Raw genomic sequence first — 15993 nt, forward strand, 5'->3', positions numbered from 1 at the left:
CCTACCCTATAGCAAAGGTTATCTCTGCGTCACATACTTTTTTCCCATCAACTGTAGCTACAGCTTTACCAATACCAATTGGTCCTCTTAGTTTTATTATTTCACAACTAAGTTCAAGCTTATCTCCTGGAACTACTGGCTTTCTCCATCTAACCCTGTCTGCGCCTGCAAACATAGGTGTTTTTCCTTTAAATTGTTCCATAGTTAAAATTGCAATTCCTCCAAGTTGTGCCATAGCTTCTAGAATCAGTACCCCAGGCATTATAGGTTGATTCGGAAAATGGCCTTGAAAAAACGGTTCATTTATTGTAACGTTCTTATATCCTTTAACGCTTTTCCCTTCAACAACTTCCGTAACTCTATCTATTAATAAAAATGGGTATCTATGAGGTAATATCTCTTTAATTTCTTTTATATCCATCATAAATTTATGCCTCCTTAATTTTAAAGAGGGGTTGACCATACTCTACCATATCCCCATCCTTAACTAGAATCTTCCTTATTATGCCATTAACTTCTGATTCAATTTCATTCATAAGCTTCATAGCCTCTATTATACATAAGGTATCCCCTACATTTATATTATCTCCATCTTTAACAAAGGAAGGACTATCTGGGGATAATCCACCATAATAAGTTCCAACCATTGGAGAATTAATTACAACTAAGTTATCATCTTCTACTTCTTTTTCTATCACTTTTTCTACTTTTCTTTCTGAAGTGATGTTAGCTGAAGGTTCCGATATAGTTGTTTTAGTAGTATTAACTACTACAGGTTTTTCTTCGGAAATAGCAGTTGATGCTATTTCTCTATTTAAAGATTTATCCATTTTTATATGACAATTTTCATTAACAATTTCAAAAAATGCAATATCTGAAGCATTTATCGTTTCAATTAATTCCTTAACCTCTTTAAAATCCATATTATCTCCTCCTAATTACTTTTCCCATTTCTTGAAAAGTAGTGTTGCATTGTGACCTCCAAAGCCCAAAGAGTTTGAAAGCACATATTTTAGTTCCTCTTTTCTACCTACATTTGGAACATAATCCAAGTCTAACTCTTCGTCAACATTTTCAAGTCCAATTGTTGCTGGTATAAATCCATCTATAAGTGCTTTAACACATACTACAGCCTCTATAGAACCAGCTCCACCTAGAAGATGTCCTGTCATAGATTTTGTTGATGAGATTGGCACCTTATAAGCATAATCTCCTAAAGCCTTTTTAATTGCAAAAGTTTCATACCTATCATTTAATGGAGTTGAAGTTCCATGAGCATTAATATAAGAAATTTCAGTTTTATCTATGCCGGCCTCTTCAATAGCTTGAAGCATTGAATCAGCAGCTCCTTCACCTTCTGGATGAGGAGAAGTTATATGATAAGCATCGCTTGTTGTACCATATCCAACTATTTCCGCTAAAATATTAGCTCCTCTAGCTACTGCAGCCTCTTCTGTTTCAAGAACCAATACAGCGCCGCCTTCACCCATAACAAAGCCGTTTCTATCTTTATCAAAAGGAATAGATGCTTTCTTTGGGTCTATAGTAGAACTTAAAGCCTTCATACTAGTAAATCCACCAAGACCTACTGGTGTAATAGATGCTTCACTACTACCTGCAAGCATTATATCTGCATATCCATCTTTAATCAACCTGTAGGCTTCCCCTATACTGTTATTTCCTGTAGCACAAGCTGTAACCATAGCTATAGATGGCCCTTTAGCACCATATTTAATAGAAATATTTCCTGCACTTAAATTAATAATACTCATAGTAATAAAAAATGGAGATACTCTCTTTGATTTACTAGTAGTCATCTTAATAACTTCTTTTTCAATTGTAATAAGACCTCCAATACCAGCTCCTACATATACCCCAAATCTCTTTTTATCTATCTTCTCTAAATCAAGGCCTGAAGATTTCATAGCTTCATCTGCCGCAACTAATGCAAATTGAGCATATCTATCTAATCTTCTACTTTCCTTTTTACCAATCAACTCTTCTGGATGGAAATCTTTAACCTCTCCGGCTACCTTAACTTCTAAATGTTCTGTATCGATTTCTTTAATAAGATCAATTCCTAATTTACCTTCTTTAATTCCATTCCAATAACTTTCTACATTATTTCCTAAAGGAGTAATAGCTCCCATTCCTGTAATTACAACTCTTCTACTCATAATATACCTCCTACATTACCATTCCGCCATCAACATTGATGACTTGGCCTGTTATATAATTTGAACTATCGCTTGAAAGGAAAGCTACAACTTCTGCAACATCCTCAGGTGTACCTAATCTTCTTAATGGTATACCTTTTTTAGCTTCTTCTTTGAACTTATCTCCTAAGCTATCTGTCATAGCTGTTTGAATAAATCCAGGAGCTACTGCATTCACTGTAATCCCCCTAGCTCCAATCTCCTTTGCAAGAGATTTTGTCATACCGATAACTCCAGCTTTTGATGCTGCATAATTTACCTGACCTGCGTTTCCAACAATTCCTACAACGGATGATAAATTTACTATTTTTCCAAATCTTTGTTTTACCATAATTGGTGTAATAGTCTTTAAACAATTAAATACACCTTTTAAGTTAACATCTATAACTGAATCAAAATCTTCTTCTTTCATTCTAAGTAATAAATTATCCTTAGTAATTCCTGCATTATTAACCATGATATCTATATGACCAAACTTTTCTTTTGCTTGATTAATTAGATTTTCAACATCTGCAAGCTTACTAATATCACCCTTAACTCTTAAAACCTCTACACCTAATTCTTTAAGCTCAGTTTCTAATTCTATAGCTTTATCTTCGCTACTTCTATAATTTAGAACAATATTTGCTCCAAGTGACGCAAGTTTTAAAGCTACCGCTTTACCTATCCCTTTAGCAGCACCTGTTACAATTGCACATTTTCCTTTCAACATAGAAAAACCTCCTAATTAAACTTTCTTAATTTTATCTACTGCTGTTTTTAATGAATCCACATTATCTACATTTAAAACATTTGCTTTTCGATTAATTTTTCTCACAAAGCTACCTAATGCTTTACCTGGACCTATTTCAATAAATGTATCTACTCCATTATCCATCATATCTTTTATGATTTTTTCAAAATATACAGGTGACATAATATGTTTTTTTAATAGGATTTTTATATCATCCGTATCTTTATATTGTGCACCCAAAACATTTGAATAAACTTTTTTTTCTAATTTCCCTATGTGACAATCCTTAATCGTTTCGTAAAAATCATCACTCGCTTCCTTAAGTAGTGAACTATGAAACGGTCCACTAACTTTAAGTGGGATTCCTCGTCCGCCAAGTTCAGAGGCTATCTCTACAGCTTTGTCAATTGCTTCATTTTCACCAGCTATAACAACCTGGCCTGCACAATTATAATTAGCACCTTCACAAATACCATATTCACTAGCACGTCTTAGTAATTCATCCATTTTCTCATCATCTAATTTCAAAATAGCTGCCATTTTGCCTAAGCCTTCTGGAAGGGCACTTCCCATAATTCTTCCTCTTTCTTTAACAAGAAGAAGGCCTTCTTCAAAGCTTAAAGCATTTGAATAAATTAAAGATGTATATTCTCCAAGGGATAATCCTGCTGTAAAATCAGCATCTATACCTTGAAGTTCTAATGCTTTTAAAGCAGCTAAAGTCATTAATAATATAGCCGGCTGAGCATTTTCTGTTTTTAACAACTCTTCCTCTGGTCCGTTAAATAATAAATCTTTAATAGGCATATTTAATATTTCTTCACCCTTATCAAATATATCTTTGCACTCGGGTATATTATCATATAATTCCTTGCCCATACCTACGTATTGAGCTCCTTGTCCTGCAAATAAAAATGCAATGTTTTTACTATTCATTATTTCTACCAAATGTTTTAAACATTTCTGAAGTTTCAGCCATTATCTCTTCAATAATTTCAAAGCAACTTTGTTCCTTATTAACTAAACCTGCTATTTGTCCAGCCATAACAGAACCGTTATCAATATCTCCATCACGAGCAGCCCTTGGCAGAGCTCCAGAACCTAGCTTTTCTAATTCTTCATTTGGTGCATTTTCACTTTCTAATTTCAAGTATTGTTTTGATAATCTATTTTTAATTACCCTTACTGGATGACCTGTTGGTCTTCCGGTAACAACAGAGTCTATATCCTTTGCCTTAAGGACTTTTTCTTTATAATTCTTGTGAACAGTACATTCAATAGCAACTAAAAATCTTGTTCCCATTTGAACGCCTTCAGCTCCAAGCATAAAGCTTGCTGCCATGCCTCGACCATCAGCTATTCCACCAGCTGCAAAAACTGGTATTTCTACTGCATCAACAACCTGAGGTATTAACGCCATAGTTGTAAGATGACCAATATGTCCACCGGCTTCAGTTCCTTCTGCAATTATTGCATCTGCTCCAGATCTTTCCATTCTCCTAGCTAAAGCAACTGATGCTACAACTGGAATTACTTTGATTCCACACGATTTCCACATTTCCATATATTTCCCAGGGCTACCCGCCCCTGTTGTTACCACAGGAACCTTTTCATCACATATAAGTTGTGCTACTTCATCTGCATGAGGCATCATTAACATTACATTTACTCCAAACGGCTTATTTGTAAGTTTTTTTGCTTTTCTAACTTCATCTCTAATCCATTCAATTGGTGCTGTTCCTGTAATAATTCCAAGTCCACCAGCTTCACTAACAGCTGCAGCTAATGATGCATCTGAAATCCAAGCCATACCCCCTTGAATTATTGGATATTTTATTCCTAACAATTCGCATATTCTACTACTCTTCATTAATAAACTCCTCCAAAACACCTTTTAAAATACTTTAATATCTAGCAATAAGGAATAAATTAAAGTTTTAAGCCTTAATTTATTCCTATATTAACGTTACTATTATGCCTTAACCTTTGCTTGAACAAAGTCAACAGCGTCTTTTACACTTTTTATCTTTTCAGCTTCATCTAATTGAATGTCATACTTTTCTTCTATTTCTATAACAACCTGGAATAAGTCTAATGAATCAGCTCCAAGTTCTTCAAATGTCGTTTCTAATAAAACCTCTTCTGGTGAAACCTCTAATTGTTCACATATAACTTCTCTAATTTCTTCAAAAATCATTTTGTTTTCCTCCTAAATTAATATTTACTTTCAATTAATATAATAATTACTTAAAAATTATAATTCAATTAATGCTGCTCCAAAGGTTAAACCCCCACCAAAGCCGACCATAATTATTTTTTTACCCTTCTTTAGAAGAGATTTTTCATACATCTCATTTAGTGCAATAGGTATTGTTGCTGAAGATGTATTTCCATATTTGTCTAAATTAATATAAAATTTATTGAAATCTACCTTTAGCTTTTTTGCTGCAAATTCTATTATTCGTAAATTTGCCTGATGTGGAACTATCATATCTATATCATCTATAGAAAGGTTACTTTCCTCAAGAACTGTTTTTATTCCCTTAACAATTGAAGTTACAGCGAATTTAAAAACTTCTTGTCCATTCATCTCAACTTTCTTGTTTTTTGTTATAATTTCTTTTACATATGGATTTATAACATCTATAGCACCAGCGGTTAAGGCATCGCCCTTGCTACCATCTGACTTAGAATAAAAATTAGCAATTTTTTTCTTCTCTTCTTCAGTTTTTGATAAAACTACTGCACCTGAACCATCTCCGAATAAAACACAAGTACCTCTATCAGTCCAATCGATTATCTTAGAAAGTGTTTCTGCACCAATTACAAGAACATTTTTAAAGTTACTGCTATTATCCATCATTGAATATGCAACCTGCAAACCATATATAAATCCAGAACAAGCTGCATTTATATCAAAGGCCATTGCATTTTTAGCTCCGATATCTTTTTGAACTAAGCAAGATACTGAGGGAGTAAACATATCTGGAGTAATTGTTGCAACTATTATTAAATCGATATCCTCGCCACAAATCCCAGCTCTTTCTATAGCCATTTGGGCAGCTTTAGTTGCGATTTCCGAGGTATCTTCACCTTGAGATATTCGTCTTTCCTTTATCCCAGTTCTTCCTAAAATCCATTCATCACTTGTTTCTACTATTTTACTTAAGTCATCATTTGAAACTATATTGGTAGGAGCATAGGCTCCAAATCCTTTTATACTTATGTCTTGCATAATATCTCCTAACTTAATTTAAATCATTTTTCCCTTAAAAAAGATATTCAATCTTTCTAAGGATGATATTAAAATTTCTTCTTCTTTTTCACTTACCCCATTTATTGTATCACTTATCATATCATTATGAAATTTTTCATGAAGTCTGTAAGCTAACTTTCCTCGTTTAGTTAAGTGAACTAGAACTACTCTTCTGTCTTCTTCTATCCTTTTTCTTTCAACGTACCCTTTTTTTATAAGCTTATTTATGGCTGTTGTTAACGTTCCAACTGTAATCTTTAAATCCTGAGCTACCTCTGACATAGTCCTCTCTTGATACATACCTATAGCCACTATAGTATGAAGCTCTGTCACAGATAAATCTGATAGATTGCCATTTTTGAGAGTGTTTTCTTCTATCTCAAGAATATCGTTAAACAACTTCACCAAAAGGTCATTGAGCACTTTATTCTTCCGTTCCATTAGGCCCTCCATTAAATATGTCTACAGTTTATTATACTATAATTAGGTGCTTTAAAAATTAAATCAAATAATACTTTGATAATCAAAATATACTATACTCAAAATATATTGTCAATAAATTTTGAGTATAGTATACTAAAATTGGTAAAATTTCATGCGACATTATTTTTACTGAGAGGATAAATTAATGAAAAAGATTTTCAAACTTTCCATGTTAACTTTCGCTTTAATGCTGATACTTTTATCGATATTATTTAGCGGAAGAATCTCTATCTATTATAAGGTTTTTAAAAAATATAGCAATTATACAGGCACTGTTACTTCAGCCTCATTCCAAAAGAAATCATTAGAGGCTAGTGATGCACAAGAGATTATTTATAAAAGCACTAATAATACTCCCTTAACTTTAGATTTATATAAGCCTGATAAAATGATTTCACAGGGGTCGCCTGTACTTATATTTGTCCATGGTGGAAGCTGGGCTTATGGAGATAAATCTTTGCCACCGATTTTCAATCCACTTTTAGAAGCTCTTTGTGAAGAAGGCTACAGTATTATAAGCGTTGAGTATGAACTTTTAGATGAATCCCTAGATTTTGATAAACAAATTTCAGATATAAAGGATTCTATTAGATGGGTTAATAAAAATAAAGATCTATATAATTTCAATGCTGAAGAAATTGGAGTTATTGGAGTTTCAGCTGGAGCTCATCTTTCACTACTATCAGCTTATTCAGATAGTAATGATTTTGTGGATGATGAAGAACTCGCCAAATTTCCATGTGATATTAAATACCTTATTGATTTTTCTGGGCCTACCGATCTATCAACATTAGATACTTCAATTGCCCCTGAGATGATGACTTCACGTATCAAAGCTATGAGTAATAAAGACGAATTTATGGCTAAATATAGCCCGATTTATTTTGTTAAAGAGGGTTTGCCAAAGACTCTAATAATTCATAGTGAAGATGATACTATGGTTCCTTATATTAATTCCTTAGCACTTTATTCTAAAAGTAAAGATTTTAATAATTCTGTAGATTTTCTTACTGTGCAAGATACTGATCATGATTTATCCAATTTAACGGAAGAAAACTCACAAAAAATAGCTTTACGGATATTAACTTTTATAGTAAACAATTTTCCTTTATAGGGAATGCTAAAATAATTTGTCATTTATAGGCGTATATATTATAATTGATTTATAACATATAATTTTATGGAGGTGTAATTATGATTAAAAAAATAAGTGTTATTATATGCTTGTGTTTAGGATTAACCTTCGTTGCTTGTACAAACGATACAACTGATGAAAAAGCTGACACTAGCAACTCAACTACAACAAAAGATACAAAAGATTCAGAAGACACTACTGATACTACTGAATCAGATAAGGAAACAAAGGTTGACGAAACCCCTGTAGCAAAAGATATTACATTAACTGCTTATACAGCTAACGTAGATACTTATGCTGCTGAGAAATTAAGCGATATTACAGTTAAAGAGGATTTACCTTTACAAGAAAAGTTAACTGCCTTAGCAAATGAGATTTCTACAAAGGTTTTTGGAGGCTTACCTATTACTATAGTTGAAATACAAACAATTGATGGTAAGAAGAAAGCTATAATCAACCTAGTAGAAAAGGAGGTAACTGATCCTAATGCTAGTTGGTCTAGAGTTTATTTCCAAGGCTCTGCCGGAGGAACTATGACATCAAACACATTAATAGAAACATTTGCTCAAAGAGCATACACAGGAGAATGGATAGATTCTATGGAATTCCAATATAATGGAGGTTCAATTGAAACTCAACATGCACCAAAATTAACTGGAATTATTACAAGAAACTAATACAATAAAAAATAAGAGGAAATCTTTAATTTAAAGATTTCCTCTTTTTGTTATTCTAAATTAGTATTGTTCTACTATTTCACCAAAATATAAAGTATGTTTTGTTTCTCCGTCTTGATAACACTTAGCTTTTACCTCTTCAAAAACATTATCTAAATCCATATCCTGTTTGAAAACTACCTTACATTCATAGTATTTATTACAGCCTGCAACTACAGGTGTACTAACTTTCTTTGCATTAATGAATTCGATATCCGCTACTTCTTCCTTATCTATATCCCTACCTGATTTTGATCCACAAATTCCTAGAGCTTTTTTCATTTCATTACCATAAGGAATGCTTATAGTAAATTCATTTCCCTTATCAAGCAATTCCTTAGTGTACCTAGTTTGTCTTATTAGAGCCATAAACACAGGTTTTTTCCACATGAATCCTACGCTTCCCCAACTGACTGTCATTGTATTAGCCTTGTCCTCATCTCCAGCAGTAAAAAAAGCTCCATGTTTAAATAAATTATCCATACCTTCCTCTATTCTATTAGTAAATGTATCTTTCATAATTATTCCTCCTTAAGTTTATTATCCTTACATATAATAGTATCATACTTTTATTACCTCATATTTTTTTCTGTATAATAGGCAATAGCAATTGTACCAGGCCCTACATGAGTTCCGATAACTGGTCCTATTGAACATATTCCAATTTTTATTTTTAGTTTTTCTTCCAACATTTTTATAAGCTCTACTGCCTCGTCATAAGCATCAATATGATGTACAGTAATTTCCCCTACTCCATATTTTTCAATATCATTAAGCATTTTATTAATCATAGTAGCTACTGCTTTTTTCTTTGTTCTAACCTTTGTTAAAATTGTTGTTACCCCATTCTCTACAGTTAAAATAGGAATTATCTTTAAGAGATTACCAATTAAAGCACTTGCACTACCTATTCTTCCACCTTTTTTTAGATATTTAAGTGTATCTGGAACAAATAGAAATCTACTTCTTTTTATATTCTCTTGTGTTATTTCTTTAACTTGATCTAAACTTTTGCCTTCTAATGCTGCCCTTGCTGCTACAATTACTGAAAATCCAAGTTGCATACAATTTGACATAGAATCTACTATTTCTATTTCAGCATTTTTATATTCTTCTAGAATCATATCTTTTACTAAATGCGCTGTTGAGTATGTACCACTCATAAGTGATGATATCACGATGCAAAGAATAGAATCTCCATTTTGTACCATATTCTCCATCTCATCGTATAACTCTTGTACAGAAGGTTGAGAAGACGTTGGAATACCTTTTTCCTCCATCATTTTATAAAAAGTTACATTATCTACATCTCTTTCTTTAAAACTCTCATCTCCAAATATAACATTTAAAGAAATTACCTTTATATCTAATTGGTTTTCAATATTTTTATCTATGTAACTTGTGCTATCTGTTAAAACCTTTACTGCCATTGCATTTTCCCCTCTCTTCTATATGTATATATCAAGTAATCCTTATCATAAGATATTTCTTTATTATAGCACAATCCACTTTAATTCTTTAATTATCTTAGAATCATTTAAAACAAAAAAGACTAACCTCTAAGTTAGTCTTGGAAATTATTTAGCTATTAACTTTTCATTTACTTTACAAAAAAATATTTTCAAGTGTATATAGATATTATTTTATATACAAAACCTGTATAAGCAATAACAGATATAACATTGTTTCCAATACCGCTAGAACTGACTAGTGAAAAACAAAAGTTCCCTACAGGTAATGGATACAATAAAGCTTCTGGTTTTTCATTTAATAAATCCATCACCATGTGTAATGCATATCCAAATCCAAACCAAATAGCAAAATTTTCTGCTATTAGCCATACTCCAATATACATAGTTGTGAGTCCAATCAAACTATGCATATATTTTCTATGCCCTGTTATTCTTCCAAGAATGATTGATCCAGTAATAAATGCGACACCTAAAAATTTGAGCTGTCCTGGCATATTCTTGCCTATTAAATTTACAACATTGTAATGCATCCAATATCTAGCTACCAAATATAAGCCTACTAACAAAACGGACATACTGATGATATCACTTATAAGATGACCAGCTTTAGACATTTTCATATCTGCATCTGTAGCATATGATCCAAGTACCACAAAACCTAAGCCTATTATAGAAGTTTGTATACTTTCTTTTGGAACTAATAAAAAAGCAGCTCCGCAAAGTCCTACTGCCGCGTGTGTTTTTCCCGTCATAATTTCCCTCCTGAATATTATTTATCTTTTGTTAAATTGAATTACTCAAAATAAATACAGGTAATGCATCAATTGAAGCATTACCTGATATTAGTTGCTAGTATAATTCAACTATTTGATTATACTCGAAACTTATAAAAACAACATCATATATTTATTATAGATAGATAATTAAAATGTAAAAATTCACTACAAATCGTCATGGATTTAATTGTAGAGTCATTGCTTGTCCTTAGATATATTAATTATCCTTTAGGCCTATACGGTGACCTTTTTATTTTCATACATTAATATATCAATCTTTTTTTGAAATTCCTTCACCGTCATGAATGAATGGTAATCATACACGGCAAAACCCATACTAACGGCAATCTTATAAGACTTTCCACCGAGCTCATTATATTCTTTAATTGTTCTATTAATTCTGCAAACAATTTTTTCTAAACCACTTCTATCAGACATGTCTAAAACTATACAAAACTCATCACCCCCAAATCGAGCTATAAAATCAGTTGATTTAAGACAACTCTTGAATAGTTTTGCAGAAACTTCCAATGCATCATCTCCAATATTATGACCAAAAGTATCATTTATATATTTAAAATCATTCAAATCTATCATAATAGCCGAAAAAGTTTTATTCACAGTGGTTGTTCTAATTTTTTCCTTCAAATATAATTCAAGTTTCTTACGGTTATTTATTCCTGTCAGATGATCAGTGTATATATTATGATTCTGGATATTTAAAAATATTATCAAAAAAGATAACACTACACTGTTGTATATTAGTGATGTTCCATAAAAGGCAATTTGTAACATAATAGAAATAAATGGAGGAACAGAGAAAAACATAAGTGAAAAATAATGTTTCTTTTCGATTTTTTTGCGATTTACTACAATTAGAAAAAAAGCTACAAGCATAAAAATAACTACAATTAAAACAGAAATCAAAAAGAGTTGTGCTCTGTGATAAATATTATCCGAATCAATATAATAGAATTTTTGATAAAACTGCATAACTACTACTATAACTGCATTTATAAAATTAATTGCAAATAGAGGACGATATAATCGTTTCGTTTTTTCTTCCTCTTGAAACACTTGGTCATGAACATATAATAACCAGAGTGTGGGTAATATTAAGTTAATCATAAAAGTCATAAAATTCCCAAAATGATTTATAAACAAATAAATTGTACTAGGATTCCCGTCAAATCTGCTGAATATATCAAGAACTAACATAACTATAGTAACCTGTAACATCTTCATATAAAGCTTATATTTCAAAGATGATTTTTCTTCTTGTTTTAAACAATGAATGCAGATAACAGTCAAAATTGCTATCGAATATATATTTATTATCAAGTTATTTCCTAAATTCATATGTTCCACTCCCTAATTTAAATTGCCATACTATTTTATCACATTTATGTTTAGCTTTACATTGTAATATTGTTATTATTAGTTGAAATATATAAAACCCTCGTTATTATATTTCTATAATGTCGAGGGTTTCATTATGGAGGCAAAACATAACCTTTAAACTCATCACATCACAATATAAATCTCCTCCCCACACACCTCACATCTTCCCCCCTTAATACAAACTTCCGTACTATACCCATCCCTCCTAACAAGTAAAGCACCACACTTTGAACAATAAGTGTTATTATCTACCCCACCTACATTACCTATATACACATATTTTAAATACTTCTTAGCTTCCTTTTGAGCTACAGTTATTTTCTCTATGTTTGTTGCCTCATTGTCCATCTTATATTTAGGAAAATACCTACTTAAGTGCAAAGGTATATTTTCATTAACACTTGCAATAAACTTAGCTATTTCACCAGCTTCCTCTAAAGAATCATTTTCGTCCGTTACAAGTAAAGTAGTTATTTCAACATGGCAATGATCATTACACCTTTTTATAGTTTCCAGTACAGGCTCTAACTTTGCACCACATACCTTGTTATAATACTTATTGGTATAACCTTTTAAATCAATATTCATAGCATCAACATAAGGAAGAAGTGCACTAAGTGGCTCTTCATTAATATAACCATTAGTGACTACTACCACACTTGTGTCTTTATTATGTTCCTTGATTTTCTTAGAAGCGTCATACATATATTCATACCACATCATTGGTTCATTATAAGTAAAAGCAACTCCTACATTGTTTTCTATTGTAGGAATAATACTAATTAGCTTTTCTACACTAATAAATTCAGTAGCTGGTCTATTTTGAGATATCTCATAATTTTGACAAAAGCTACAGGTCATATTACAACCAAAACTTCCAATGGACAATATATCTTTTGAAGGCTTATAGTGATAAAGTGGTTTCTTTTCTATAGGATCAACTGATAATGAAGTAACTTCACCATAATTTATAGCAAGAGGTTCTCCATTTTTAACTGTTCTAAGTTTACATACTCCAAATTTCCCTTCATCTATAAAACAGTTATGTGGACATACTCTGCACCTAATCTTATCTTCTAAGTTTTCATAAAATAAAATTTTAGAATCCACCCATTATTCACCTTCTTTATATCTTATAACTTCAAATTTTTCTATATCATAAATTTCCTCACTATTTATTCCAGCCTTACTACAAGCAATACTTAATTGTTCCTCTACCGTATTTACCCCTTCAAGATCTGGAAGTAACAATCCTCTTCTACAACCTTTAGTCACTATAACTCCATATTTTTTTGGATCTAAATCCTCTTTACTAGCTGCTACTGCATCCATAAGTACATCTACAGATATATCTATATCTTCTAACTCATAATCATCTAAATCTGGAAATCTTGAATCTGCTAAAGCTGCTTCTATGGCATTTCTTATTATTTCTTCACCTACAGAATTAGTTGTTGGAGATATGGTTCCTATACACCCTCGAAGTGCACCAAACTTCTTTAGAGATACAAAAACTCCATGTTTCTCATTTAAAAGTTCACTAGGTAAATTAGATATATCCTCCATCTTAGTACCCTTGGCAAAATAATACTTTAAACTTTCCCTAGCAAGCCTTGTATAAGGGTTTCCTCCACTTAACTTTTGCTTTAATCGCTCCGACCTAATCTTTATTAATAAATCTAAAATTTTACTTTCTTTTTCTTCTTTTTTAAACTTCATTACGCCATAACCTACACCAAAAGGTCCTTCATAAGATAGAAGTTCACCCTTAAATTCATTTCCTTCCATTGTGCCAAGAAGAATATATACAGAGTTTAATCCACATTGTGCAGCCTCTTCAACCATTGTACTATCCATATTAAATAATGAATTTACATCACCTTTTTCAAGACTTCCTAAAAACTCCTTATCAAACTTTTCTCCATAAGGTGAATAGGAATATGGTCCTTCCTCCTTAAGTTTATGAGAAAGGTCTCCACTTGCTATTATTACTATCTTTCTATCTAACTCTTTAGCAACCTTTTCTATTTCCATTCCAAATTTATATAAATCCATATTTCCAAGCAATGAATATGTAATATGAACTAAACTATATTCATTGTAATACTTATTAATAAAATATAGTGGGACCATTGCCCCATGATCTAACTGAAAATTGTCATCATACTTTTCTAACAGCTCTGAATCTACAAGAACTGAAGGTATTCCTTCTAAGTGGCAAGCTGTTCCAAGCTTAATATTAAATTCTCTATCTATAGGAATATCCATTTTTATATTACTACATCCAAAGTTGCTTAAATCTCCAGCAATTCCATTTTCATCTGAAATAGCAATAGCATCTGAAAACATAGTTCCATGAGGAGTTATAAGTACTATTGTTTCTGGTTTAAGGATAGCTATTTCTCCTCCAATTTTATTACAAGCATTGGAGGTTTTCTCTATCTTTTTCTCCTCTCCTTTTCCTATGTCGGGAATTATTATTGGGGGGTGTGGCATTAAGTAATAACCTAAAATATTTTTCATATTAAAAATCTCCTCTTTATAACTTTATGTACAATAGTGTTATCTCCAGGTTTTGCTTCAATTATTATTTATGAAAGAAATGTAAGTAGAAATAGCAAAGGAAGTATTCTAATAATATATTACTTGTTAAATTCCAACATTTATATACTTAAAAATCCACGACACAATATTCTGTCGTGGATTTCATTTTGATAGAGCTTTTATCAATTGTTACTTACTAGCCATATTTGTACATTCAGTTGCACATTTTTTGCAAGTATCAGCACAAACTGGGCAGTGTTGATCTTTAAACATAGCACATTCAGTTGCACATTTCTCACAGATTGCTGCACATAAATTACATACTTCTTTTATACTGCCACTAGTTCTTGACATATAGCATGCAGATGTCGAACAAATTTCAGCGCAATCTTGAAGGGTCTTAATACAATTTGCTCTTTCTTTTATGTCTACTTCTTTTAAACACATATCAAAGCATTCCTGACATATCTGAGCACATTTCACACATGCATCTATACAGGTTTGATTTGGATTTCCATTGGGCATAAGGGATACAGCTGGCATATTCATTGTTGATTCCTCCTATAGAAATTATATTATTGGTACAAACTTATCATGCCCTTTAAATTCTAAAGTATTCTAATATTTTAACTATTAGAAAAAAGAAGCAATATATAATCCTTACATGGAATTTCTATTTTCATTGTATTGTATTATCTTAATTAGGTAATACTATAAATCACTCATAAAAACAAATAACAGGAGTACCTACATCGATATTATTAAATATTATACTTGCAAGATATTGTGGTGCATTTACACACCCATGAGAGCCTCTTATCAAATATATTTTGCCTCCAAAGTCTGACCTCCAGTTTGCATCATGAATTCCAATTCCTCCATTAAAAGGCATCCAAAAGTTAACATGTGTACTATAACCATCACCTTTTAAGGTAGCATCTTTTTGTTTAAACTTTAATGTATAAATACCTACAGGGGTTGAATTATTTCTACTTATATTTCCTGTAACAACATTGCCTTCTACTACTATAGAACCATTTTTATAAAACCATAAATGTTGTTTTGTCATATTAATCTCCACATAGGTATTTCCCATATCATTCTCAGCATGAGATGAGGCAGTTTGCTTATATATTGTAAGCGGTTAATAACTCGTCACGTTGACAGTCATTAACCGCTTATTTTCAATCCTTTTTATTTAAATAGCATTCAGCAGGAAGATTACTCCATGGAAATAGTGATTTAAATAAATCTGGATCAT

Annotated in this window: 18 protein-coding genes and 1 pseudogene; 2 read left to right on the forward strand and 17 right to left on the reverse strand. The window is 31.7% G+C overall.

Annotated features, from left to right (window positions below; all coding sequences use genetic code 11):
* Nucleotide 1: 1 nt before the first annotated feature.
* The 9 genes from fabZ to CLVI_RS13540 all read right to left on the reverse strand — a co-directional run bounded on the left by fabZ (nucleotide 2) and on the right by CLVI_RS13540 (nucleotide 6646).
* Nucleotides 2-424 carry a 3-hydroxyacyl-ACP dehydratase FabZ gene (gene fabZ, locus CLVI_RS13500; protein WP_106060652.1) on the reverse strand — a complete coding sequence of 141 codons (423 nt, stop codon included), beginning with the start codon at nucleotides 422-424 and terminating at the stop codon, nucleotides 2-4.
* A 4-nt stretch (nucleotides 425-428) separates the two neighbouring features.
* Nucleotides 429-923 carry an acetyl-CoA carboxylase biotin carboxyl carrier protein gene (gene accB / locus CLVI_RS13505; protein WP_106060653.1) on the reverse strand — a complete coding sequence of 165 codons (495 nt, stop codon included), beginning with the start codon at nucleotides 921-923 and terminating at the stop codon, nucleotides 429-431.
* A 15-nt stretch (nucleotides 924-938) separates the two neighbouring features.
* Nucleotides 939-2177, reverse strand: coding sequence for a beta-ketoacyl-ACP synthase II (fabF, locus tag CLVI_RS13510; RefSeq protein WP_106060654.1), 1239 nt, complete (start codon nucleotides 2175-2177; stop codon nucleotides 939-941).
* A gap of 10 nt (nucleotides 2178-2187) precedes the next feature.
* Complete coding sequence (fabG, locus tag CLVI_RS13515) at nucleotides 2188-2928, reverse strand: 3-oxoacyl-[acyl-carrier-protein] reductase (protein WP_106060655.1); 741 nt, start codon at nucleotides 2926-2928, stop codon at nucleotides 2188-2190.
* Nucleotides 2929-2943: 15 nt separating this feature from the next.
* Nucleotides 2944-3885: an ACP S-malonyltransferase gene (gene fabD / locus CLVI_RS13520; protein ID WP_106060656.1), complete on the reverse strand. Its 942-nt coding sequence runs from the start codon at nucleotides 3883-3885 to the stop codon at nucleotides 2944-2946.
* A complete protein-coding gene (gene fabK / locus CLVI_RS13525; RefSeq protein ID WP_106060657.1) occupies nucleotides 3878-4819 on the reverse strand; it encodes an enoyl-[acyl-carrier-protein] reductase FabK in 942 nt (313 codons plus the stop codon). Before fabK ends, fabD begins: the two co-directional genes overlap by 8 nt.
* A gap of 102 nt (nucleotides 4820-4921) precedes the next feature.
* Nucleotides 4922-5146: an acyl carrier protein gene (locus CLVI_RS13530; protein WP_106060658.1), complete on the reverse strand. Its 225-nt coding sequence runs from the start codon at nucleotides 5144-5146 to the stop codon at nucleotides 4922-4924.
* Nucleotides 5147-5203: 57 nt separating this feature from the next.
* Nucleotides 5204-6184 (reverse strand): beta-ketoacyl-ACP synthase III, encoded by a 981-nt coding sequence (locus tag CLVI_RS13535; protein WP_106060659.1) that lies wholly within the window; start codon nucleotides 6182-6184, stop codon nucleotides 5204-5206.
* A gap of 18 nt (nucleotides 6185-6202) precedes the next feature.
* On the reverse strand, nucleotides 6203-6646 hold the full coding sequence (locus tag CLVI_RS13540) for a MarR family winged helix-turn-helix transcriptional regulator (RefSeq protein ID WP_106060660.1): 444 nt from the start codon (nucleotides 6644-6646) through the stop codon (nucleotides 6203-6205).
* A gap of 187 nt (nucleotides 6647-6833) precedes the next feature.
* Between CLVI_RS13540 and CLVI_RS13545 the strand changes: the two genes are divergently transcribed.
* Together CLVI_RS13545 and CLVI_RS13550 are read left to right on the forward strand one after the other, a co-directional pair.
* Nucleotides 6834-7802, forward strand: coding sequence for an alpha/beta hydrolase (locus tag CLVI_RS13545; RefSeq protein WP_106060661.1), 969 nt, complete (start codon nucleotides 6834-6836; stop codon nucleotides 7800-7802).
* 80 nt (nucleotides 7803-7882) lie between these two features.
* The gene (locus CLVI_RS13550; RefSeq protein WP_106060662.1) at nucleotides 7883-8500 is read left to right on the forward strand and encodes a hypothetical protein; all 618 of its coding nucleotides are present in this window, start codon (nucleotides 7883-7885) and stop codon (nucleotides 8498-8500) included.
* Between the two features lie 60 nt (nucleotides 8501-8560).
* On the opposite strand, the gene CLVI_RS13555 is transcribed toward CLVI_RS13550, so the two are convergent.
* The 8 genes and pseudogenes from CLVI_RS13555 to CLVI_RS13590 all read right to left on the reverse strand — a co-directional run.
* Nucleotides 8561-9058 (reverse strand): flavin reductase family protein, encoded by a 498-nt coding sequence (locus tag CLVI_RS13555; RefSeq protein ID WP_106060663.1) that lies wholly within the window; start codon nucleotides 9056-9058, stop codon nucleotides 8561-8563.
* A 53-nt stretch (nucleotides 9059-9111) separates the two neighbouring features.
* Nucleotides 9112-9969 (reverse strand): DegV family protein, encoded by an 858-nt coding sequence (locus tag CLVI_RS13560; RefSeq protein ID WP_106060664.1) that lies wholly within the window; start codon nucleotides 9967-9969, stop codon nucleotides 9112-9114.
* Nucleotides 9970-10160: 191 nt separating this feature from the next.
* Nucleotides 10161-10763 carry a metal-dependent hydrolase gene (locus tag CLVI_RS13565; RefSeq protein ID WP_106060665.1) on the reverse strand — a complete coding sequence of 201 codons (603 nt, stop codon included), beginning with the start codon at nucleotides 10761-10763 and terminating at the stop codon, nucleotides 10161-10163.
* 258 nt (nucleotides 10764-11021) lie between these two features.
* The gene (locus tag CLVI_RS13570) at nucleotides 11022-12032 is read right to left on the reverse strand and encodes a GGDEF domain-containing protein (RefSeq protein ID WP_207655388.1); all 1011 of its coding nucleotides are present in this window, start codon (nucleotides 12030-12032) and stop codon (nucleotides 11022-11024) included.
* Between the two features lie 279 nt (nucleotides 12033-12311).
* On the reverse strand, nucleotides 12312-13298 hold the full coding sequence (amrS, locus tag CLVI_RS13575) for an AmmeMemoRadiSam system radical SAM enzyme (RefSeq protein ID WP_106060667.1): 987 nt from the start codon (nucleotides 13296-13298) through the stop codon (nucleotides 12312-12314).
* 3 nt (nucleotides 13299-13301) lie between these two features.
* Nucleotides 13302-14711 (reverse strand): AmmeMemoRadiSam system protein A, encoded by a 1410-nt coding sequence (gene amrA, locus CLVI_RS13580; RefSeq protein ID WP_106060668.1) that lies wholly within the window; start codon nucleotides 14709-14711, stop codon nucleotides 13302-13304.
* A gap of 210 nt (nucleotides 14712-14921) precedes the next feature.
* Nucleotides 14922-15281: a four-helix bundle copper-binding protein gene (locus tag CLVI_RS13585; RefSeq protein WP_106060669.1), complete on the reverse strand. Its 360-nt coding sequence runs from the start codon at nucleotides 15279-15281 to the stop codon at nucleotides 14922-14924.
* 169 nt (nucleotides 15282-15450) lie between these two features.
* Nucleotides 15451-15864: pseudogene (locus CLVI_RS13590) on the reverse strand (L,D-transpeptidase); the annotation flags it as partial.
* Nucleotides 15865-15993 lie beyond the last annotated feature (129 nt).

Source organism: Clostridium vincentii, from assembly GCF_002995745.1.
In the GTDB taxonomy this organism is placed as follows: domain Bacteria; phylum Bacillota; class Clostridia; order Clostridiales; family Clostridiaceae; genus Clostridium; species Clostridium vincentii.